This window comes from Pseudomonas sp. B2M1-30 (genome assembly GCF_025447575.1).
GTDB lineage: Bacteria > Pseudomonadota > Gammaproteobacteria > Pseudomonadales > Pseudomonadaceae > Aquipseudomonas > Aquipseudomonas botevensis.
In genome coordinates this window covers 83,847-105,400 of sequence record NZ_JAOEJT010000007.1, presented here as the reverse complement: position 1 = coordinate 105,400, position 21,554 = coordinate 83,847, and the positions used below count along the sequence as shown (strand labels likewise).

At 62.5% G+C, this 21,554-nt stretch carries 18 protein-coding genes; 11 read left to right on the top strand and 7 right to left on the bottom strand.

Annotated elements, in window-relative coordinates:
- Positions 1-3: 3 nt before the first annotated feature.
- The gene (garD, locus tag N8H74_RS15790) at positions 4-1,557 is read left to right on the top strand and encodes a galactarate dehydratase (protein WP_262148670.1); all 1,554 of its coding nucleotides are present in this window, start codon (positions 4-6) and stop codon (positions 1,555-1,557) included.
- A 117-nt stretch (positions 1,558-1,674) separates the two neighbouring features.
- Positions 1,675-2,616 carry an AEC family transporter gene (locus tag N8H74_RS15785; RefSeq protein WP_217830987.1) on the top strand — a complete coding sequence of 314 codons (942 nt, stop codon included), beginning with the start codon at positions 1,675-1,677 and terminating at the stop codon, positions 2,614-2,616.
- 83 nt (positions 2,617-2,699) lie between these two features.
- On the opposite strand, the gene N8H74_RS15780 is transcribed toward N8H74_RS15785, so the two are convergent.
- The 6 genes from N8H74_RS15780 to gatC form a co-directional block, all read right to left on the bottom strand.
- Entirely contained in the window at positions 2,700-3,080 is a 381-nt protein-coding gene (locus N8H74_RS15780) for a carboxymuconolactone decarboxylase family protein (protein WP_262148668.1), read from the bottom strand.
- Complete coding sequence (locus tag N8H74_RS15775; RefSeq protein WP_262148666.1) at positions 3,077-4,138, bottom strand: calcium/sodium antiporter; 1,062 nt, start codon at positions 4,136-4,138, stop codon at positions 3,077-3,079. Before N8H74_RS15775 ends, N8H74_RS15780 begins: the two co-directional genes overlap by 4 nt.
- A 45-nt stretch (positions 4,139-4,183) precedes the next feature.
- Positions 4,184-4,558, bottom strand: coding sequence for a septal ring lytic transglycosylase RlpA family protein (locus tag N8H74_RS15770; RefSeq protein ID WP_262148664.1), 375 nt, complete (start codon positions 4,556-4,558; stop codon positions 4,184-4,186).
- A gap of 148 nt (positions 4,559-4,706) precedes the next feature.
- The gene (gene gatB / locus N8H74_RS15765; RefSeq protein WP_262148662.1) at positions 4,707-6,152 is read right to left on the bottom strand and encodes an Asp-tRNA(Asn)/Glu-tRNA(Gln) amidotransferase subunit GatB; all 1,446 of its coding nucleotides are present in this window, start codon (positions 6,150-6,152) and stop codon (positions 4,707-4,709) included.
- A 10-nt stretch (positions 6,153-6,162) separates the two neighbouring features.
- Positions 6,163-7,614: an Asp-tRNA(Asn)/Glu-tRNA(Gln) amidotransferase subunit GatA gene (gene gatA, locus N8H74_RS15760; protein WP_262148660.1), complete on the bottom strand. Its 1,452-nt coding sequence runs from the start codon at positions 7,612-7,614 to the stop codon at positions 6,163-6,165.
- A 16-nt stretch (positions 7,615-7,630) separates the two neighbouring features.
- The gene (gene gatC / locus N8H74_RS15755; RefSeq protein ID WP_044461215.1) at positions 7,631-7,918 is read right to left on the bottom strand and encodes an Asp-tRNA(Asn)/Glu-tRNA(Gln) amidotransferase subunit GatC; all 288 of its coding nucleotides are present in this window, start codon (positions 7,916-7,918) and stop codon (positions 7,631-7,633) included.
- A gap of 211 nt (positions 7,919-8,129) precedes the next feature.
- Here gatC and mreB point away from each other — a divergent pair, with 211 nt between their 5' ends.
- The 8 genes from mreB to tldD all read left to right on the top strand — a co-directional run bounded on the left by mreB (position 8,130) and on the right by tldD (position 19,392).
- Positions 8,130-9,167, top strand: coding sequence for a rod shape-determining protein MreB (gene mreB, locus N8H74_RS15750; RefSeq protein WP_002555108.1), 1,038 nt, complete (start codon positions 8,130-8,132; stop codon positions 9,165-9,167).
- Positions 9,168-9,363: 196 nt separating this feature from the next.
- On the top strand, positions 9,364-10,503 hold the full coding sequence (gene mreC, locus N8H74_RS15745; protein WP_262148842.1) for a rod shape-determining protein MreC: 1,140 nt from the start codon (positions 9,364-9,366) through the stop codon (positions 10,501-10,503).
- Positions 10,503-10,994, top strand: coding sequence for a rod shape-determining protein MreD (mreD, locus tag N8H74_RS15740; RefSeq protein ID WP_217830981.1), 492 nt, complete (start codon positions 10,503-10,505; stop codon positions 10,992-10,994). Before mreC ends, mreD begins: the two co-directional genes overlap by 1 nt.
- Before the next feature lie 38 nt (positions 10,995-11,032).
- A complete protein-coding gene (locus N8H74_RS15735) occupies positions 11,033-11,629 on the top strand; it encodes a Maf family protein (RefSeq protein ID WP_217830980.1) in 597 nt (198 codons plus the stop codon).
- A gap of 58 nt (positions 11,630-11,687) precedes the next feature.
- Positions 11,688-13,145 carry a ribonuclease G gene (gene rng, locus N8H74_RS15730; RefSeq protein WP_262148655.1) on the top strand — a complete coding sequence of 486 codons (1,458 nt, stop codon included), beginning with the start codon at positions 11,688-11,690 and terminating at the stop codon, positions 13,143-13,145.
- Between the two features lie 76 nt (positions 13,146-13,221).
- Entirely contained in the window at positions 13,222-17,025 is a 3,804-nt protein-coding gene (locus tag N8H74_RS15725; RefSeq protein WP_262148653.1) for a YhdP family protein, read from the top strand.
- A 58-nt stretch (positions 17,026-17,083) separates the two neighbouring features.
- Positions 17,084-17,944: a carbon-nitrogen hydrolase family protein gene (locus N8H74_RS15720; RefSeq protein ID WP_262148650.1), complete on the top strand. Its 861-nt coding sequence runs from the start codon at positions 17,084-17,086 to the stop codon at positions 17,942-17,944.
- A gap of 5 nt (positions 17,945-17,949) precedes the next feature.
- Positions 17,950-19,392, top strand: coding sequence for a metalloprotease TldD (gene tldD / locus N8H74_RS15715; protein ID WP_217830976.1), 1,443 nt, complete (start codon positions 17,950-17,952; stop codon positions 19,390-19,392).
- Positions 19,393-19,443: 51 nt separating this feature from the next.
- On the opposite strand, the gene yjgA is transcribed toward tldD, so the two are convergent.
- Positions 19,444-19,968 (bottom strand): ribosome biogenesis factor YjgA, encoded by a 525-nt coding sequence (gene yjgA / locus N8H74_RS15710; RefSeq protein ID WP_217830975.1) that lies wholly within the window; start codon positions 19,966-19,968, stop codon positions 19,444-19,446.
- Positions 19,969-20,070: 102 nt separating this feature from the next.
- Here yjgA and pmbA point away from each other — a divergent pair, with 102 nt between their 5' ends.
- Positions 20,071-21,423, top strand: a complete 1,353-nt coding sequence (gene pmbA / locus N8H74_RS15705; RefSeq protein ID WP_262148647.1) for a metalloprotease PmbA — start codon at positions 20,071-20,073, stop codon at positions 21,421-21,423.
- Positions 21,424-21,554 lie beyond the last annotated feature (131 nt).

The following is a 21,554-nucleotide window of genomic DNA, read 5'->3' as shown; positions in this document are numbered from 1 at the left end:
GTCATGCAGTTGATTGAACATTCCGACTCGCCGCGCTACATCCGCCTGCACGAGCGGGACAACGTAGTGATTGTGGTCAACGACCAGGGCGTTCCGGCGGGCACCGCGTTCGCCGACGGCCTGGTCACGGTGGATTTCGTGCCGCAGAGCCACAAGGTCACCCTCGAGGACATTCCCGAGGGCGGCCAGGTGATTCGCTACGGCCAGACCATCGGCTACGCGTTGCAGCCGATTCCCCGTGGCAGTTGGGTCAAGGAAGATCAACTGCGCATGCCGACCGCGCCGCCGCTGGACAGCCTGCCGCTGTCCACCGATGTGCCGGATGCCCAGGCGCCGCTGGAAGGCTTCACCTTCGAGGGTTACCGCAACGCCGACGGCACCGTCGGCACGCGCAACATCCTCGGCATCACCACCACCGTGCAATGCGTCACCGGGGTGCTTGATCATGCGGTGAAGAAGATCAAGGAAGAGTTGCTGCCCAAGTACCCGCACGTCGACGACGTGGTGGCGCTGACCCACAGTTACGGTTGTGGCGTGGCGATCACCGCCACCGACGCCTACATCCCGATCCGCACCGTGCGCAATCTGGCGCGCAACCCGAACCTGGGCGGCGAGGCGCTGGTGATCAGCCTCGGCTGCGAGAAATTGCAGGCCGGGCAGGTGATGCACGAGGACGACGCGTCGGTGGACCTGAGCGAGCCCTGGCTGTATCGCTTGCAGGATTCCAGTCACGGTTTCACCGAAATGATCGAGCAGATCATGGAACTGGCCGAGACCCGCCTGAAGAAACTCGACCAGCGCCGCCGCGAAACCGTACCGGCATCGGAGCTGATCCTCGGCATGCAGTGCGGCGGCAGCGATGCGTTCTCCGGTATCACCGCCAACCCGGCGCTGGGTTACGCCTCGGACCTGCTCCTGCGGGCGGGGGCGACGGTGATGTTTTCCGAAGTCACCGAAGTGCGTGACGCGATTTACCTGCTGACCTCCCGGGCACAGACCAAGACCGTTGCCGAAGAACTGGTGCGCGAGATGGACTGGTACGACCGTTACCTGGCCAAGGGTGAGGCGGATCGCAGTGCGAACACCACGCCGGGCAACAAGAAGGGCGGGTTGTCGAACATTGTCGAGAAGTCGCTGGGCTCGATCGTCAAGTCTGGCAGCAGCGCGATCAGTGGCGTGCTGGGCCCGGGGGAGCGGTTCAAGCAGAAGGGTTTGATTTTCTGTGCGACGCCGGCCAGTGATTTTGTCTGCGGCACGTTGCAACTGGCGGCGGGCATGAACCTGCATGTGTTCACCACTGGTCGCGGCACGCCTTATGGGCTGGCGATGGCGCCGGTGGTGAAGGTGTCGACCCGTACCGAACTGGCGCAGCGCTGGCCGGATCTGATCGACATCGACGCCGGGCGCATTGCCACCGGGCGGGCGACCATCGAGGAACTGGGCTGGGAGTTGTTCCACTACTACCTGGACGTGGCCAGCGGCAAGGCGCAGACGTGGGCGGAGAAGCACAAGCTGCATAACGACATTACGTTGTTCAATCCGGCGCCGATTACCTGAGGTTGTGGGGAAGGTCAAAGGCCTTCCCTCCCTCCAGCTCTCTTGGGGGGAGGAGGGGCTTTTGACGCTTTTCGCTTATCATTAGCCCCCTAACGACGCTCACAAGGTTCCCCCGGCATGCTGGCTATTTTCCTCGAAACCCTGAACATCACCGCGCCGGTATTCGCCATGCTGTTTCTCGGTGTGCTGCTCAAGCGCATCGACTGGATCAACGACAACTTCATCCACACGGCCTCGTCGCTGGTGTTCAACGTCACCATGCCGGCGCTGCTGTTCCTCGGCATTCTGCATGCCGACCTGCACGCCGCCCTGCAACCGGCGCTGTTGATTTACTTTGCCGTCGCCACGCTGGTGAGTTTCGCCGTCGCCTGGGGCTGGGCGATTCTGCGTTGCCCGCGCGAGGATCGCGGGATCTATGCCCAGGGCGCATTTCGCGGCAACAACGGGGTGATCGGCCTGGCGCTGGCGGCGAGCATGTATGGCGACTACGGGATTTCCCTCGGGGCGATTCTCGCGGCGCTGGTGATCCTGTTCTACAACACTCTGTCGACCATCGTTCTGGCGGTGTACAGCCCGGTGATCAAGTCCGATCCATGGAGCATCTGCAAAAGCGTGGTGAGCAATCCGCTGATTATCAGCGTGATCGCGGCGGCGCCGTTTGCCTGCTTCAAGATCGGTTTGCCGGGATGGCTGGAAACCTCCGGGCAGTACCTGGCGCAGACCACGCTGCCGCTGGCGCTGATCTGCATCGGGGGCACGCTGTCGCTGGCGGCGCTGCGCAAGAGCGGCAAAATGGCGCTCAGTTCCAGCCTGGTGAAGATGGTCGGCTTGCCGGTGCTGGCGACGCTGGGCGCATGGTTGTGGGGCTTCCGAGGGGCGGAGCTGGGGATTCTGTTTCTGTACTTCGGCAGCCCGACGGCGGCGGCGAGTTTCGTCATGGCCCGGGCGGCGCAGGGCAATCATGAGCTGGCGGCGGCGATCATTGTCATGACCACACTGATGGCGGCGATTACCACCAATATCGGGATCTTCTTCTTGCAGTGGGGCGGGTGGATCTAGCCAGAGACTTGAGGTGTTTTCTCGGGCCTCTTCGCGGGCTTGCCCGCGAAGGCGTCAGATCAGATGGCGCGACTTTCCATGCATCACTCAGGTTTCTGGTACGTCTCGATCACTTCCTGCGCCGCCCGAAACGCATCGATCGCCGCCGGCACGCCGGCATACACCGCGCAATGCAGCAGCGCTTCACGGATTTCTTCCACGGTGCAGCCATTGTTCAATGCGCCGCGCACGTGGCCCTTCAATTCCTGCGGACACTTCAACGCGGTCAGCGCCGCCAGGGTAATCAGGCTGCGGGTTTTCAGCGGCAGACCCTCGCGATTCCACACGCCGCCCCAGGCGTGTTCGTTGACGAAATCCTGCAGCGGTTGAGTGAATTCGGTGGCATTGCCCAGCGCTCGATCAACGAACGCATCGCCCATCACTTGGCGGCGGATTTCTACCCCGGTTTTCTTCGCATCGGTCACGGCACATCCCTCTTGTGGTGTTGGCGGCGCCAGGCGCGTACAGACGTGAACAGCAGAAACGCCAGCAGCGTCGGCAGGATATAAAACAGCATCAGGCGTTCGAGCTTGCCGGCCAGCGGCATGCCGGTGGTGAACGACACCACATGCATCCCGTACGCCAAGTACAGACCGAGCAACAGCAAGCCCTCGGCGCGGGTCACGCGATAACCGGAGTAGAACACCGGCAGGCACAGGGCCGCGACACCGAGCATCACCGGCAGGTCGAAATCCAGGGCGTTGGGCGACACCGACAACGGCGTCGGCGCGATCAATGCGGTGACGCCGAGAACCCCTAGCAGGTTGAACAGGTTGGCACCGATCACGTTGGCCACGGCAATGTCCCGTTGCCCGCGCAAGGCGGCGATCAGCGAAGTGGCGAGCTCCGGCAGCGACGTGCCGACCGCGACCACCGTCAGACCGATCACCCGCTCGGAGAACCCCAGATCCGTGGCCACCACCACCGCCGCGCCGAGCAGCAGATGCCCGGCGAACACCAGCAATCCGAGTCCGGCGATAATCATCAGCAGGCTGGTGAACCACGGCGCCTGTGGATCCTGCGAGTGTTCGGAGTGCGGCCGCGCCGAGTGTCGCGACTGACGCAACAACAGGCCGAGATACAGCGCCAGGGCACCGAGCAGAAGCATGCCGTCCAGACGCCCGATTTCTTCATTCCACGCCAGCACGAACACCAGCAGGCTGGCGCCGATCATCAGCGGAATGTCCAGGCGTACCAATTGTCGTGAGACTCGCAGCGGAATGATCAGCGCCGACAGGCCGAGGGTGACAAGGATGTTGAAGATGCTGCTGCCGATCACGCTGCTGATGGCGATGTCCGGCGTGTGTGCCTGCACCGCTTGCAGGCTGACCGCCATTTGCGGCGCGCTGCTGCCGAAGGCGACCACGGTCAGGCCGATGATCAACGGACGCACATGCAGGCGCGCGGCCAGGCGCACGGCGGCGCGCACCATCAGCTCGGCGCCGGCAATCAGCAGGATCAGCCCGCTGAACAGTTCGATCACATTGATCAGGGGTAAATCTTTAAGGCCGAAAATGGTCGGGCTCCGTCAGTCGTCGAGGGCCTGCACGCGAACCCGGGTGGTGCCGCTGCGCAGCATGCCGAGCCGCTCGGCCGCCGCCCGGGAAACATCGATCAGTCGCCCACGGGTATGCGGGCCACGGTCGTTGATGCGGACCACGACGGATTCATCGTTTTTCAGGTTGGTGACCCTCACCCGGGTGCCGAATGGCAATTGGCGGTGGGCGGCGGTCAGGGAATTCTGGTTGAACGCTTCGCCGCTGGCGGTGCGTTTACCGTGGTGCTTGGCACCGTAATAGGAGGCGACGCCGGTCTGGTCGTAACCGTGCGGGTCGATGACATCGGTGCTGGCGCAACCGGCCAACAGCGAGAGCAGGGCGCAGCCAACGAGCAGGCGTTTCATTTAAAGGCTCCCGAAAGCGAATGCGGGAGCGAGCCTGCTCGCGAGAGCGCAGTGTCAGCCAAAACCCGTTCGACTGACCTGCGCTCTTCGCGAGCAAGCCCGCTCCCACAGGGATTCGAGCCAGATTTGAATGCTGGCTCCATCCTGGTCAGCCTTCGAGCTTGCTTTTGAGCAGTTCGTTCACTTGCTGCGGGTTGGCCTTGCCTTTGGAGGCTTTCATGGCCTGGCCGACGAAGAAGCCGAACATCTTGCCGCGCTTGGCTTCATCCGCCGCGCGGTATTGCTCGACCTGCTCGGCGTTGGCCGCGAGCATTTCGTCCAGCACCGCCGAGATCGCGCCGCTGTCGGTCACTTGCTTCAGGCCGCGCTTGTCGATGATCTCGTCCGCGTTGCCTTCGCCGTTGGCCATCGCTTCGAACACCACCTTGGCGATCTTGCCGGAGATGGTGTTGTCCTTGATGCGCTGCAGCATGCCGCCCAGCAATTCGGCGGAAACCGGCGATTGCTCGATGTCCAGGCCCTGCTTGTTGAGCAGGCTGCCCAGCTCGACCATCACCCAGTTCGCCGCCAGTTTGGCGTCGCCGCTGATGTCCGCAACCTTCTCGAAGTAGTCCGCTTGCTCACGGCTGGTGGCCAGCACGTTGGCGTCATAGGCCGACAGACCGAACTGGCTCTGGAAGCGCTCGCGTTTCTGCGGTGGCAGTTCCGGCAGGGTGGCACGCACCTCGTCGAGGAACGATTGTTCGATGACTACCGGCAGCAGGTCCGGATCGGGGAAGTAACGGTAGTCGTTGGCTTCCTCTTTACTGCGCATCGGACGGGTTTCGTCCTTGTTCGGATCGTACAGGCGGGTCTGCTGTTTCACTTTGCCGCCGTCTTCGATCAGGTCGATCTGACGCTGGATCTCGGAGTTGATCGCCTTCTCGATGAAGCGGAACGAGTTGACGTTCTTGATCTCGCAGCGTGTGCCGAATTCGGCCTGGCCTTTCGGACGGATCGACACGTTGCAGTCGCAGCGCAGCGAGCCTTCGGCCATGTTGCCGTCGCAGATGCCCAGGTAGCGCACCAGCGCATGGATCGCCTTGACGTAGGCCACGGCTTCCTTGGCGCTGCGCATGTCCGGTTCGGAGACGATTTCCAGCAGCGGTGTGCCGGCACGGTTCAGGTCGATGCCGGTGGCGCCGCTGAATTCTTCGTGCAGGCTCTTGCCGGCGTCTTCTTCAAGGTGCGCGCGGGTGATGCCGACGCGTTTGACCGTGCCGTCTTCCAGGGCGATGTCCAGGTGGCCCTTGCCGACGATCGGCAATTCCATCTGGCTGATCTGGTAGCCCTTCGGCAGATCCGGGTAGAAATAGTTTTTCCGGGCGAACACGTTGTGCTGGCCGATTTCGGCGTCGATCGCCTGACCGAACATCACCGCCATGCGCACGGCTTCCTGGTTGAGCACCGGCAGCACGCCGGGCATGCCCAGGTCGATCAGGCTGGCTTGGGTGTTGGGCTCGGAACCGAACGTGGTGGAACTACCGGAAAAGATTTTCGACCGGGTGGTGAGCTGGGTGTGAATCTCCAGCCCGATCACGACTTCCCATTGCATATATGTCTCCTCAGAAGCCGGTTGGGGTGCGGGTGTGCCAGTCAGTGTTCAACTGATACTGGTGCGCAACGTTCAACAGGCGACCTTCCTGGAAGTACGGAGCGAGCAATTGCACGCCGACCGGCAGGCCGTCGACGAAACCGGCCGGCATCGACAGGCCCGGCAGGCCCGCGAGGTTGGCGGTGATGGTGTAGACGTCTTCCAGGTAGGCAGCGACCGGGTCGCTGTTCTTGGCGCCGAGTTTCCAGGCCGGGTTGGGCGTGGTCGGGCCGAGGATGATGTCGACTTCATTGAAGGCCGCCATGAAGTCGTTCTTCACCAGGCGCCGGATCTTCTGCGCTTTGAGGTAGTAGGCGTCGTAGTAACCGGCGGACAGCGCGTAGGCACCGACCATGATCCGGCGCTGCACTTCGGCACCGAAGCCTTCGCCACGGGAGCGCTTGTACAGGTCTTCCAGGTTTTTCGGGTCTGCGCAGCGGTGGCCGAAGCGCACGCCGTCGAAACGCGACAGGTTGGAGGAGGCTTCCGCCGGGGCGATCACGTAATAGGCGGGAATCGCGTGCTGCATGTTCGGCAGGCTGATTTCCTTGATCACCGCACCGAGCTTCTGCAGCTCTTTGATGCTGTTCTGGATCAGGTCGGCGATGCGCGGGTCGAGACCGGCGCCGAAGTATTCCTTCGGCACGCCGATGCGCAGGCCTTGCAGCGAGCCGTTGAGGCCGGCGGCGTAGTCCGGCACCGGTTCATCGATGCTGGTGGAGTCGTTCGGATCGAACCCGGCCATACCTTGCAACAAAATTGCACAGTCTTCGGCGGTGCGGGCCAGCGGACCACCCTGATCGAGGCTCGACGCGTAGGCGATCATGCCCCAGCGCGAAACGCGACCGTAGGTCGGTTTCAGGCCGGTCAGGTTGGTGAAGGCGGCAGGCTGGCGGATCGAGCCGCCGGTGTCGGTGGCGGTGGCGGCCGGCAGCAGGCGCGCGGCCACGGCGGCGGCCGAACCACCGGACGAACCGCCCGGCACGTGTTCCAGGTTCCACGGGTTTTTCACCGCGCCGTACCAGCTCGACTCGTTGGCCGAGCCCATGGCGAATTCGTCCATGTTGGTCTTGCCCAGGGTCACGGTGCCGGCGGCCGCCAGTTTCGAGACCACGGTGGCGTCGTACGGGGCCTTGAAGTTGTCGAGCATCTTCGAGCCGCAACTGGTGCGGATGCCCTGGGTGCAGAACAGGTCCTTGTGGGCGATCGGCGCACCGAGCAGGGCGCCGCTCTCACCGTTGGCGCGGCGCACGTCGGCGGCTTTCGCCTGCTCGAGGGCCAGCTCCTGGGTGAGGCTGATGAAACTGTTGAGCTGCGGATCGAGCTGGGTAATACGCGCCAGCAGGACTTTGGTCAGCTCTTCGGAGGAAAACTTCTTGTCGGCAAGACCGCGGGCGATCTCGGCCAGAGTCATTTGATGCATTGCAGGCTCTTTCCCTTTAGTCGATGACTTTCGGAACCAGATACAGGCCGTTTTCGACCGCTGGTGCGATGGACTGATAGGCCTCGCGATGATTGCTCTCGGTCACGACGTCGGCGCGCAGGCGCTGACTGGCTTCCAGCGGGTGGGCGAGGGGCTCGATGCCGTCGGTGTCGACAGCCTGCATTTCGTCGACCAGCCCGAGAATGCTGTTGAGGGCCGAAGTGATATGTGGAAGATCGGCGTCATTGAGACCAAGGCTGGCCAGATGAGCGATTTTTTCCACGTCGGAGCGTTCTAGCGCCATCGGGATTCTCCAGTGGAAAACAGGACGGACGGCGTCCGTGTGTTGATTTGTCGGAACACTACCGCACTTCTACGGTCATAAGGCCGCGATTGTGGGGCTTGGTGCGCAGAAAAGCGGCCAATTTAACATATTGGCGCCTTGCCCAAAATCCCTGTCGTTGTTAGAGTTTGCCGCACTTTTTTACCCACGCGTTGCCTAGGGTCCCTTTCCCATGTTCAAGAAACTGCGTGGCATGTTTTCCAGCGATCTCTCCATTGACCTGGGCACTGCCAACACCCTTATTTACGTGCGCGAGCGCGGTATCGTCCTGAATGAACCATCGGTTGTGGCCATTCGGACACACGGTAACCAGAAAAGTGTCGTCGCTGTCGGCACCGAAGCCAAGCGCATGCTCGGCCGTACGCCGGGCAACATTGCCGCCATTCGTCCGATGAAGGACGGTGTGATCGCCGACTTCAGCGTCTGCGAAAAGATGCTGCAGTACTTCATCAACAAGGTTCACGAAAACAGCTTCCTGCAGCCCAGCCCTCGTGTGCTGATCTGCGTTCCATGCAAGTCCACCCAGGTTGAGCGTCGCGCCATCCGTGAATCGGCCCTTGGTGCCGGTGCCCGTGAAGTGTTCCTGATCGAAGAGCCGATGGCTGCCGCGATCGGTGCCGGCCTGCCGGTAGAAGAAGCTCGCGGTTCGATGGTCGTGGATATCGGTGGCGGTACCACTGAAATCGCGCTGATCTCCCTGAACGGCGTGGTCTATGCCGAATCCGTCCGCGTTGGCGGCGACCGTTTCGACGAAGCGATCATTACTTACGTGCGTCGCAACTACGGCAGCCTGATCGGCGAATCCACCGCCGAGCGCATCAAACAGGAAATCGGTACTGCCTACCCGGGCGGCGAAGTTCGCGAAGTCGACGTTCGTGGCCGTAACCTGGCCGAAGGCGTTCCACGCGCATTCACCCTGAACTCCAATGAAGTGCTGGAAGCTCTGCAAGAGTCCCTGGCAACCATCGTTCAGGCCGTGAAAAGCGCTCTGGAGCAATCGCCGCCGGAACTGGCTTCCGACATCGCCGAGCGTGGCCTGGTGCTGACCGGTGGTGGCGCATTGCTGCGTGACCTCGACAAGCTGCTGGCCCAGGAAACCGGTCTGCCGGTGATCGTTGCCGAAGACCCGCTGACCTGCGTGGCTCGCGGCGGTGGCCGTGCTTTGGAAATGATGGACAAGCACACCATGGATCTGCTCTCCAGCGAATGATCAAATGGCGTGAAAGCTGCTGCGACTCGGTCGCGACGCTTTCACACCATTTGACGTCGCCGGGCGCAATACGTGGGTGAACGCACGGGCAGCACTTTGCAGTGCTGCCCGTTGGCGTTTATCTTCTGTCAGTCTTCATCCAGGCCGGTTTGATGCCGTATGAATAAACAGAACATTTGCCTGGGAGGAGCGGCTTATTAAACCGCTTTTCGCCAAAGGCCCCTCATTGGGTGTGCGCCTGTTGGTGCTGGCCGTGTTGTCGGTCGCACTGATGGTGGTCGATGCCCGCTTCAGTCTGCTCAAGCCCGCACGCAGCCAGGCGTCGCTGGTGCTGATGGACGCTTACTGGATCACCGACCTGCCCGGACGGCTGTGGGAGGGTGTCGCCAGTCAGTTCGGCAGTCGCACCGAGCTCGTCGCTGAAAACGAAAAACTCAAGACCGAAAACCTGCTGTTGCAGGGCCGCATGCAGAAGCTTGCCGCCCTCACCGAGCAGAACGTTCGGCTGCGCGAGTTGCTCAATTCCTCCGCGCTGGTCAACGAAAAGGTCGAAGTGGCCGAGCTGATCGGCATGGACCCCAACCCGTTCACCCATCGCATCATCATCAACAAGGGTGAGCGCGATGGCGTGGTGCTGGGTCAACCGGTGCTCGATGCCCGGGGCCTGATGGGCCAGGTGGTCGAGCTGATGCCGTACACCTCCCGCGTCTTGCTGCTGACCGACAGTACGCACAGCATTCCGGTGCAGGTGAACCGCAACGGTCTGCGTGCCATTGCCAGCGGCACCGGCAACCCGGAACGTCTGGAACTGCGTCACGTCGCCGATACGGCGGATATCAAGGAAGGCGATCTGCTGGTCAGCTCCGGCCTCGGTCAGCGTTTCCCGGCGGGTTATCCGGTCGCGACGGTCAAGGAAGTGATCCACGACTCCGGCCAGCCATTCGCCATTGTCCGCGCCGTGCCGACCGCCGCATTGAATCGCAGCCGCTACCTGCTGCTGGTGTTCAGCGATAACCGCACGGCCGAAGAACGCGCGAACGATGCCGCCCAGGCGCAGGAAAACCTTGATGCCCTCGGTGGCGGTCCGGTGATTCCGGCCACGGTGCCGAAAACCATCAACAGCCCGGCAGCGGCGGCTTCGCCGGTCACACCACCTGCAACGCCTGCGGCCCCGGCCAGCGCCACCCCGGCTACTCCGGCCAAACCGGTGACCAAGCCTGCCGCCAGACCCGCAGCAACCGCACCGGCTGCCACTGCTCCGGCGGCAACTCACACCGCACGACCTGCTGCCAAGCCGCCGGTCGCTGCACCTGCCACCACTGGGGGACGAGAATAATGGCCGGCGTCAAAGCTTCGCGAAACGGCTGGATTGTCTGGGTGACATTTGCCATCGGCATGCTGCTCAGCGTGTCGCCGTTGCCGCAATTCATGGAAATCCTGCGTCCGCTGTGGCTCGCCTTGCTGCTGGCCTTCTGGGCGCTGGCGATGCCGCAGACCGTCGGCATGGTGACCGCGTTCTGCCTCGGCCTGGCCGAGGACGTGCTGTATGGCACGTTGCTGGGTCAGAATGCGCTGATTCTGACGCTGATTACCTTTCTCGTGCTGTCGCTGCAGCAACGTCTGCGCATGTTCCCGATGTGGCAGCAGAGTCTGGTCATCCTGGTCATTTTCGGCCTCGCCCAACTTGTTCAATTGTGGCTCAGCGCCCTGACCGGCAACCGCCAGCCGACCCTGGCGCTGGTGCTGCCGGCACTCACCAGTGCCTTGCTCTGGCCGTGGGTCAGCTTCGCTTTGCGTGGGTTGCGCCGACGCTACAAAATCAACTGACTCGGTAAGGCAGGGCGCCAAACAGGGAGATGTTTTTGATGAAGCCGCTTTACCTCGCCTCCGGGTCGCCGCGTCGACGTGAGCTGCTCACGCAGATCGGCGTACCGTTCACCGCCATCAGCGCGGACATCGATGAAACCCCTTTTCCCGCAGAGTCCCCATCGGCTTATGTCGAGCGCCTGGCGCGCGGCAAGGCCGAGGCCGGCCGGCGTACGGTAGTGTCCGACGCGGCTTTCTGCGTGCTGGGCGCCGACACCGCCGTGGTGCTCGACGGCAAAATTCTTGGCAAACCGGTGGACGAAGCCGACGCATGCGCCATGCTGATGATGTTGTCCGGCAAGGAGCATGAAGTGCTGACTGCGATTGCCGTCATGGGCGGTGATCGTTGTGAATCGAAAGTGGTGCGCAGTCTGGTGCGTTTCCGCCCGATCAGCCACGAAGAAGCCGCCGCCTACTGGGCCAGCGGCGAGCCACGGGACAAGGCCGGCGGTTATGGCATTCAGGGTCTTGGCGCCGTGTTCGTGGCGGGGCTCAACGGCAGTTATTCGGCGGTCGTCGGCTTGCCCGTCTGCGAAACCGCAGAACTGCTCGGCCATTTCGGCATACCCTGTTGGCAAACCCTGAACGCGCAGTAAGCGGCGTACGGATGAAGATGCGGCCATTATCGTGAACATGCCTGAACGAGACCCTGCCATGAGTGAAGAGATTCTGATCAACATCACGCCGATGGAATCGCGCGTGGCGGTGGTCGAAAACGGTGTGCTGCAAGAGGTACACGTCGAGCGCACGCAAAAACGCGGGATCGTCGGCAACATCTATAAAGGCAAGGTGGTGCGGGTGCTGCCGGGCATGCAGGCGGCATTCGTCGACATTGGCCTGGATCGCGCAGCCTTCATCCATGCCTCGGAGATTTCCCTGCGTGAAGGCCCGGCGGTGGAGAGCATCAGCGCTTTGGTGCATGAAGGCCAGAGCCTGGTGGTGCAGGTCACCAAAGACCCGATCGGCTCCAAAGGCGCGCGGCTGACCACGCAACTGTCGATCCCTTCGCGTTATCTGGTGTACATGCCGCGCACCGCTCATGTCGGCATTTCCCTGAAGATCGAAGACGAAGCCGAGCGCGAGCGCCTCAAGCAGGTGGTCAGCGATTGCGTGGCGAAAGAGGGCATCAAGGAAGCCGGCGGTTTCATTCTGCGCACCGCCGCCGAAGGTGCCGGTGCCGACGAGATCCTCATGGACATCCGTTACCTGCGGCGCCTGTGGGATCAGATCAACGAACAGATCAAGACCATCGTCGCGCCGAGCGTGATCTACGAAGACCTTGGCCTGGCGCTGCGCACGTTGCGCGACCTGGTCAGCCCGAAGATCGAGAAAATCCGTATCGACTCCCGGGAAACCTTCCAGAAAACCACGCAGTTCGTCGCCGAACTGATGCCGGAAATCGCCGATCGTCTGGAACACTATCCGGGCGAACGGCCGATCTTCGACTTGTACGGCGTCGAGGACGAAATCCAGAAAGCCCTGGAGCGCAAGGTTCCGCTGAAGTCCGGCGGTTATCTGGTGGTGGACCCGGCCGAAGCCATGACCACCATCGATGTGAACACCGGCGCGTTCGTCGGCCATCGCAATCTCGAAGAAACCATCTTCAAGACCAACCTCGAAGCGGCCACCGCGATTGCCCGGCAACTGCGCCTGCGCAACCTGGGCGGGATCATCATCATCGACTTCATCGACATGGAAGATGAAGAACATCAGCGTCAGGTGCTGCGCACTCTGGAGAAACAACTGGAGCGCGATCACGCCAAGACCAACATCATCGGCATCACCGAGCTGGGCCTGGTGCAGATGACCCGCAAACGCACCCGCGAAAGTCTTGAACAGGTGCTGTGCGAGCCGTGCAGCAGTTGCCTGGGCCGGGGCAAGCTGAAAACTCCGGAAACCATCTGTTACGAGATTTTCCGCGAGATCCTGCGTGAGGCCCGGGCCTATCAGGCCGAGGGTTATCGCGTGCTGGCGAACCAGAAAGTCGTCGACCGCCTGCTCGATGAAGAGTCCGGTAACGTGGCCGAGCTTGAGGGTTTTATCGGGCGGACCATACGCTTTCAGGTAGAAACCATGTATTCCCAGGAACAATATGACGTGGTGCTGCTCTGAAACGCTGCATCACATTTTTTCCTGAAACGGCTGGCCTCAGCTTTTCGCAGTATTTTTGCCATGGGAGCCATCTGACATGGATCGTCTGACACGCATTTTGGCCGCACTGACCCGCTGGGGTCTGGGCCTGTGCGCGTTGGTTCTGGTGTTGATGGCGTTGTACGTCAGTCTCGGCCGGGAACTCACGCCGCTGGTGGCCGAATATCGTGCCGATGTCGAGGCCAAGGCCAGCGCGGCGCTGGGCATGCCGCTGCAGATCGGCGAACTGGAAGGCAACTGGAGTGGATTCGCCCCGATCCTGCTGGCCCATGACGTGATGGTCGGCGACGGTGCCAACGCGTTGCGTCTGGATCGAGTGCGTGTTGTGCCGGATCTGTGGGCCAGTCTGTTGGCCCGCGAAGTGCGCATCGCCCATCTGGAACTCAACGGCCTGAAGATCAGCCTCAAGGAAGGCGAGGACGGTCAATGGGCGCTGGAAGGCCTGCCGATGCAGCAGGACCAGCCTACCGATCCCGAGCAACTGTTCAAGCGCATGCAGATGCTGCAGCAACTGTCGGTACTCGACAGTCAGGTGACCCTGCAGCCGCTGGATCACGCACCGCTGACCCTCACTTACGTCGGCCTCAATCTCAAGACCGGCACCAGTCGCCAACGCCTCGATGCGCGCCTGACGTTGCCTGACGGCCAGCCCGTGGCAATGAGCCTGCGCACGCGAATTCGCGCCAGCCAGTTGCCCGACAGCTCGGTGGAAGGCTACGTCAGCCTGCCGCAAAGCGACTGGTCGAAATGGCTGCCCGAACGGCTGACCCAGCAATGGAATTTTTCCGAGATCAAAGCCGGCGGCGAACTTTGGGTGAACTGGGCCGAGGGCAGCCTGCAAAGCGCTGCCGTTCGCCTGAATGCGCCTCAGGTGACGGGGGCTTATGCCGAGCGCAAGCCGATCCAGATCAACAATCTAGCGCTCAATGCGTATTACCAGCGCAGCGACGAGGGGGCGACGGTCACCCTCGACTCGCTGGCGATGAATTTCGGCGAGACACGCTGGGAATCCCATGTGCAAATCCGGCAGACCCGCGCCACCGACAAGGTCGACGAACTCTGGCACTTGCAGGCCGACCGGCTCGATCTGACGCCGATCACGCCGCTGCTCAATGCCCTTGGCCCGCTGCCGCAAGGATTCGCCACGGTGGTCGAGCGCCTCAAGGTGACCGGCGGTTTGCGCAACGTGCTGCTGGATGTGCGACCGAACGCCACTGACGACAACAAATTCAGCTTCGCCGCCAATCTTGATCGCGTCGGTTTCGATGCCTATCACGGCGCCCCGGCGGCGCGAAACGTCAGCGGCAGTCTCAGCGGCAACCTCGGCGGCGGCGAACTGCGCATGGACAGCAAGGACTTCGTCCTGCACCTCGATCCGATTTTCGCCAAGCCATGGCAGTACATTCAGGCCAATGCCCGGCTGACCTGGAAGCTCGACAAGGAAGGCTTCACCCTGATCGCGCCGTACCTGAAGGTGCTTGGCGAGGAAGGCAGGATTGCCGGTGACTTCCTGATCCGCCTGCACTTCGACCATAGCCAGGAAGACTACATGGACCTGCGCGTCGGTCTGGTCGACGGCGATGGCCGCTACACCGCCAAGTACCTGCCCGAAGTCCTCAGCCCGGCCCTCGATGAATGGCTGCGCACGGCGATTCTCAAGGGCGCGGTGGATCAAGGCTTCTTCCAGTATCAGGGCTCGCTGAACAAGGGCGCCGCCGATGCGGACCGCAGCATCAGCCTGTTCTTCAAGGTTCACGACGCCGAACTGGCGTTTCAGCCGGGCTGGCCGCACGTCAGCAAGGTCAACGGCGATGTGTTCATCGAAGACAGCGGCGTGCGGATCGTTGCCAGTAAAGGCCAGTTGCTCGACACCCAGGTCAGCGATGTTTTCGTCAACATTCCCCATGTGCCGAGCGGCCAGAACACCCACATGTACCTCGACGGTGCATTTGCCGGCGGCCTGGGCGATGGTTTGAAGATTCTTCAGGAGGCACCGATCGGCACGGGCGAAACCTTTGCCGGCTGGGAGGGCGAGGGCGACCTGCAAGGCAAGCTCAAGCTGGATATTCCTCTGGCCAAAGGCGACCAGCCAAAGATCCTCGTCGACTTCAAGGCCGCCAATGCACGGTTGAAACTGGCCGAACCGAAACTGGAACTGACCCAGCTCAAGGGGGATTTCCGTTTCGACAGCGCCAAGGGCTTGAGTGGGCAGAACATCGGTGCCCGGGCTTTCGACAAACCGGTCAGCGCGCAGATTTTCGCCGACGGCGGCCCGGGCAAACTCAAGACCCGTGTAGCGGCCTCCGGGCAGGTCGAAGTCAAGAAACTCACCGACTGGCTGGGCGTGACCCAGCCGTTGCCGGTATCCGGGACGCTGCCCTATCAGTTGCAAGTGAACCTCGATGGCGCCGACAGCCAACTGATGGTCAGCTCCAGCCTGAAAGGCGTGGCGGTGGATCTGCCGGCGCCGTTTGGCCTGGCGGCGGATGCCGGGCGTGACACGGTGTTCCGCATGACCCTGCAAGGGCAGGAGCGGCGGTATTGGGTCAATTACGACCAACTGGCGAATTTCACGTTCGCCGCGCCGCCGACCAGTTTCGCCGATGGTCGGGGCGAGCTGTTCCTCGGGGTGGGCGACGCGGTATTACCCGGCGCCAAAGGCCTGCGGGTGCGCGGGGTGTTGTCGGAACTGGACGTCAAACCCTGGCAGGATCTGGTGGACAAGTATGCCGGGCAGGATCCGGGCGGCAACGCCAAGCAACTGCTGAGCAGCGCGGACTTCAAGGTCGGCAAGCTCACGGCGTTCGGCACCACGCTGGATCAGGCGGCGGTGCAGTTCAACCGCAAGCCGGGCGCCTGGGCGCTGGCGCTCGATAGCCAGCAAGCCAAGGGCACGGTCGGCATTCCCGACGCCAAGGGCGCGCCGATTACGGTGAATCTGCAATATGTGCGCTTGCCCGCACCGGACCCGACGGAGCTGGCCGATGAGAACTCCCCCGATCCGCTGGTTTCGGTCGATCCGACGAAGATCCCGGCACTGGATATCACCATCAATCAACTGTTCCAGGGCCAGGATCTGGTCGGCGGCTGGTCGCTGAAGGTGCGACCGACCGCCAAGGGCATCGCCCTGAACAATCTCGACCTCGGCCTCAAGGGCATTCAGCTGCAGGGCAGTGGCGGCTGGGAGGGCGTGCCGGGCGCGTCCAGCAGTTGGTACAAGGGCCGGATCGGCGGCAAGAACCTCGCGGATGTGCTCAAGGGCTGGGGTTTTGCGCCAAGCGTGACCAGTGAGGAATTCCACATGGACGTCGACGGCCGCTGGCCGGGCTCGCCGGCATGGCTGGCGACCAAGCGCTTCTCCGGCACCCTCGATGCCTCGTTGAACAAGGGCCAATTCGTCGAAGTCGAGGGCAGCGCCCAGGCGTTGCGGGTGTTCGGCCTGCTCAACTTCAACTCGATCGGCCGCCGGTTGCGCCTGGACTTCTCCGACCTGTTCGGCAAAGGCCTGAGTTACGACCGGGTGAAAGGCCTGCTGGTGGCGACCGACGGCGTCTACGTGACCCGCGAACCGATCACGGTGACCGGTCCGTCGAGCAATCTGGAACTGAACGGCACGCTGGACATGGTCGGTGATCAGATCGATGCCAAATTGCTGGTGACCTTGCCGGTGACCAACAATCTGCCGATCGCCGCGCTGATTGTCGGTGCTCCGGCGGTGGGTGGCGCGCTGTTTCTGATCGACAAGTTGATCGGTGACCGGGTGTCGCGCTTCGCCAGCGTCAAGTACACCGTCAAGGGACCGTGGAAAGAGCCGAAAATCACCTTCGACAAGCCATTTTGACCCGCCAGCCCCTGAACCGATGGAGTAGCATGGCCGCAAACCTCTTGCGGAGCGCGCCATGTCTTTAGCGGTGATTCAAATGGTCAGCCAGAGCGACGTGCTGGCCAATCTGCGCGACGCCCGTCGCTTGCTCGAACAGGCTGCCGCCGGCGGCGCGAAGCTGGCGGTGCTGCCGGAAAACTTCGCCGCCATGGGCCGCCGCGACATCGCTGACATCGGTCGCGCCGAAGCGCTGGGCGACGGGCCGATCCTGCCATGGTTGAAACAGACCGCCCGCGACCTCAGGTTATGGATTGTGGCCGGCACGTTGCCATTGCCGCCGGTCGGTCAGCCGACGGCGAAATCCAATGCCTGCTCGTTGCTGGTGAACGATCAGGGCGAAATCGCTGCGCGTTATGACAAGTTGCATCTGTTCGATGTCGACGTGGCGGACAATCGCGGCCGTTATCGTGAATCCGATGACTATGCTTATGGCAATGGCATGGTGGTGGCGGACACTCCGGTGGGAAAATTGGGTCTGACGGTGTGTTACGACCTGCGTTTTCCGGAGCTGTACAGCGAATTGCGTGCCGCCGGAGCTGAATTGATTACCGCGCCGTCGGCCTTTACGGCGGTGACCGGCGCGGCGCATTGGGACGTATTGATCCGCGCGCGGGCCATCGAAACCCAATGTTATGTCCTGGCGGCCGCCCAGGGCGGAACGCATCCGGGGCCACGGGAAACCTTCGGCCGTGCAGCGATTGTCGATCCGTGGGGCCGCGTGCTGGCGCAACAGGATCAAGGCGAGGCGGTGCTGCTGGCCGAGCGCGACAGCAGCGAACAGGCGTCCATCCGGGCGCGAATGCCGGTGACGAACCATCGGCGGTTTTTTTCCCAGGGCGCGCAGCGACCTGCTTCAGAACACGAATTTAAGGCGTAAAACCTATGAGCGAGTTGTTGTCCTCAGTCAGTGATCACCTGTTGGCGCCCGGCGGCGTGACGATCGAGAGCCTGCAAGGCGTGCTCGGTGATCTGGCCGGTCCAGGCATCGACGCGGCCGACCTGTATTTCCAGGGGCAGATTTCCGAGTCGTGGGCGCTGGAAGACGGCATCGTCAAGGAAGGCAGTTTCAACCTCGACCAGGGTGTCGGCGTGCGTGCGCAGTCCGGTGAGAAGACCGGTTTTGCCTACAGCAACGCGATCACCCTCGAAGCCCTGGGCGCGGCGGCCCGTGCCGCGCGCTCGATTTCCCGGGCCGGGCAGAACGGCAAGGTGCAGGCGTTCACCACTCAGGACGTCGCGCAACTCTATGCGCCGGACAATCCCCTGGAAGTGCTGAGCCGTGCCGAGAAAGTCGAACTGCTCAAGCGCATCGACGTCGCCACCCGCGCCCTCGACCCGCGTATCCAGCAGGTCAGCGTGAGCATGGCCGGGGTCTGGGAGCGAATTCTGGTGGCCTCCACCGATGGCGGTCTGGCGGCGGACGTGCGCCCGCTGGTGCGTTTCAACGTCAGCGTGATCGTCGAGCAGAATGGTCGTCGCGAGCGTGGCGGCCATGGCGGCGGCGGGCGTACCGACTATCGTTATTTCCTCGCTGAAGACCGCGCCATGGGCTATGCCCGCGAGGCATTGCGCCAGGCGCTGGTGAATCTGGAAGCGATCCCGGCACCTGCCGGTACGTTGCCGGTCGTGCTCGGCTCGGGTTGGTCCGGCGTGCTGCTGCACGAAGCGGTCGGCCACGGCCTGGAAGGCGATTTCAACCGCAAGGGCAGTTCCGCCTACAGCGGGCGCATGGGCGAAATGGTTGCCTCGAAACTCTGCACCATCGTCGATGACGGCACCTTGAGCGGCCGTCGCGGTTCCCTGAGCGTCGACGACGAAGGCACCCCGACCGAATGCACCACGCTGATCGAAAACGGCGTGCTCAAGGGCTACATGCAGGACAAGCTCAACGCCCGGCTGATGGGCGTGGCCCGCACCGGCAACGGTCGCCGCGAGTCCTACGCGCACTTGCCGATGCCTCGGATGACCAACACCTACATGCTCGGCGGCGAAAGCGATCCGGCGGAAATCATCGCCTCGGTGAAGAAGGGTATCTATTGCGCCAACCTTGGCGGCGGTCAGGTCGACATCACCAGCGGCAAATTCGTGTTCTCCACCAGCGAGGCGTACCTGATCGAAGACGGCAAGATCACCGCGCCGGTCAAGGGCGCGACGTTGATCGGCAACGGCCCCGAGGCAATGAGCCGGGTGTCGATGGTCGGTAACGATCTGGCGCTGGACAGTGGTGTGGGCACTTGCGGCAAGGACGGGCAATCGGTGCCGGTGGGCGTGGGTCAACCGACGCTGAAGATCGATGCGATCACCGTGGGCGGCACGGGCGCATAAGAAGGAATGGAGCTGCGGGTGGCGCGCAGTGCGGCCACCCGTTGGCGAACATCAACGCAGACCGCGTTGAGTCTCGTCCAGCTCACGGATGTACTTGAAGATCTTGCGGCTCGAGGCAGGAGGTTTGTTATGCGCAACCTCGTGCTGGGCCTGGCGGATCAGGGAACGCAGTTGCTGGCGATCGACGTCCGGGTATTCGACGACGAACTTCTCCAGCACCGCATCGTCACCGCCGATCAGGCGGTCGCGCCAGCGTTCGAGGTTGTGGAAGCGCTCGTTGTACTGACGGGTGGAGGCATCGAGTTGATCGAGCAGCTCAAGAATCGCGTCAGTGTCCTGATCGCGCATGAGTTTGCCGATGAACTGCAAATGCCGTTTACGTGCGATGTGCGCAACGTGTTTGGGCGCATCGGCCAGAGCCCGGCGCAGGGCGTCGGTCAACGGCAGTTTGGCCAGCAGGTCCGGCTTGAGTGTGGTAAGGCGCTCGCCGAGGTCAACCAGAGCATGCAGCTCGCGTTTGACCTGGGATTTGCTTTTTTCTCCCGTATCGAGGGAGTCGTCGTAAGAATCAACCATGGTGGCAGTCCGCAAAGAAACGCCGCCATGATAACCAGTCGGGGGCCGCTTGTCCGGCCCGGTCGCTCGAAGGCCCCAGCCGAAAGCAGAATTTGAGTGGAGATGAGCATGAGTGCAGTTGAAAGCGTCGGCCCACAGGCATTGCCGGCACTGCAGGAACAAGTCGAGCAGATCATCGCCGAAGCCAGGCGCCAGGGCGCCAGTGCCTGTGAAGTGGCGGTGTCGCTGGAGCAGGGCCTGTCGACCTCGGTGCGCCAGCGTGAGGTCGAGACTGTCGAGTTCAACCGCGATCAGGGTTTCGGCATCACGCTGTATGTCGGTCAGCGCAAAGGCTCGGCCAGCACCTCGGCCACTGGTCCGGACGCGATTCGTGAAACCGTCGCCGCCGCCCTGGCCATTGCCAAACACACGTCCGAAGATGAAGCCTCGGGCCTGGCCGACGCTGCATTGATGGCTAAAGGTGTGCAGGATTTCGATCTGTTTCACCAATGGGACATCACCCCGGAGCAGGCCATCGAGAAGGCCCTGCTCTGCGAAGCGGCAGCTTTTGACGCCGATGCGCGGATCAAGAATGCCGACGGCACCACCCTGAGCACCCACCAGGGTTGCCGCGTGTATGGCAACAGTCACGGTTTCATCGGCGGTTACGCATCGACCCGGCACAGCCTGAGCTGCGTGATGATCGCCGAGGCCGACGGCCAGATGCAGCGCGATTACTGGTACGACGTGAATCGCCAGGGCACGTTGCTGGCGGATCCGGTGAGCATCGGCCAGCGTGCCGCGCAACGGGCGGCGAGCCGTCTGGGCGCACGTCCGGTGCCGACCTGCGAAGTGCCGGTGCTGTTCTCCGCCGAACTGGCGGGCGGATTGTTCGGCAGCTTCCTGTCGGCGGTGTCCGGCGGCAGCCTGTACCGCAAATCCTCGTTCCTTGAAGGCACGCTGGGGCAGAAGCTGTTTCCGGAGTGGATGACCATCGACGAGCGTCCGCACCTGATGCGCGCCATGGGCAGTGCGTCCTACGACGGCGACGGTCTGGCGACCTACGCCAAACCGTTCGTCGAAAAGGGCGAACTGGTGTCGTACATCCTCGGCACTTACTCCGGGCGCAAACTGGGTATGCCGAGCACCGCCAACGCGGGCGGCGTACACAACCTGTTCGTCAGCCATGGCGATGAAGACCAGGCCGCGCTGTTGCGGCGCATGGGGCGTGGATTGCTGGTGACCGAACTGATGGGGCATGGCCTGAACATGGTCACCGGCGATTACTCGCGCGGGGCGGCGGGTTTCTGGGTCGAGAATGGCGAGATTCAGTTCGCGGTGCAGGAAGTGACCATCGCCGGCAACATGCGCGACATGTTCAAGCAGATCGTTGCGGTCGGGAACGACCTGGAACTGCGCAGCAACATTCGCACCGGCTCGGTGTTGATCGAGAAGATGACGGTCGCCGGCAGCTAAGTCTCGGCCACACGCAAAAAAGGCGCGCTACCGATGGGTAGCGCGCCTTTTTTATGGCCCTGTGAAAGCAGGTCATGTCGGGCACTCTTGTTTTGGTTCTCATTATCATCTAATAATAAATCTCATTATCG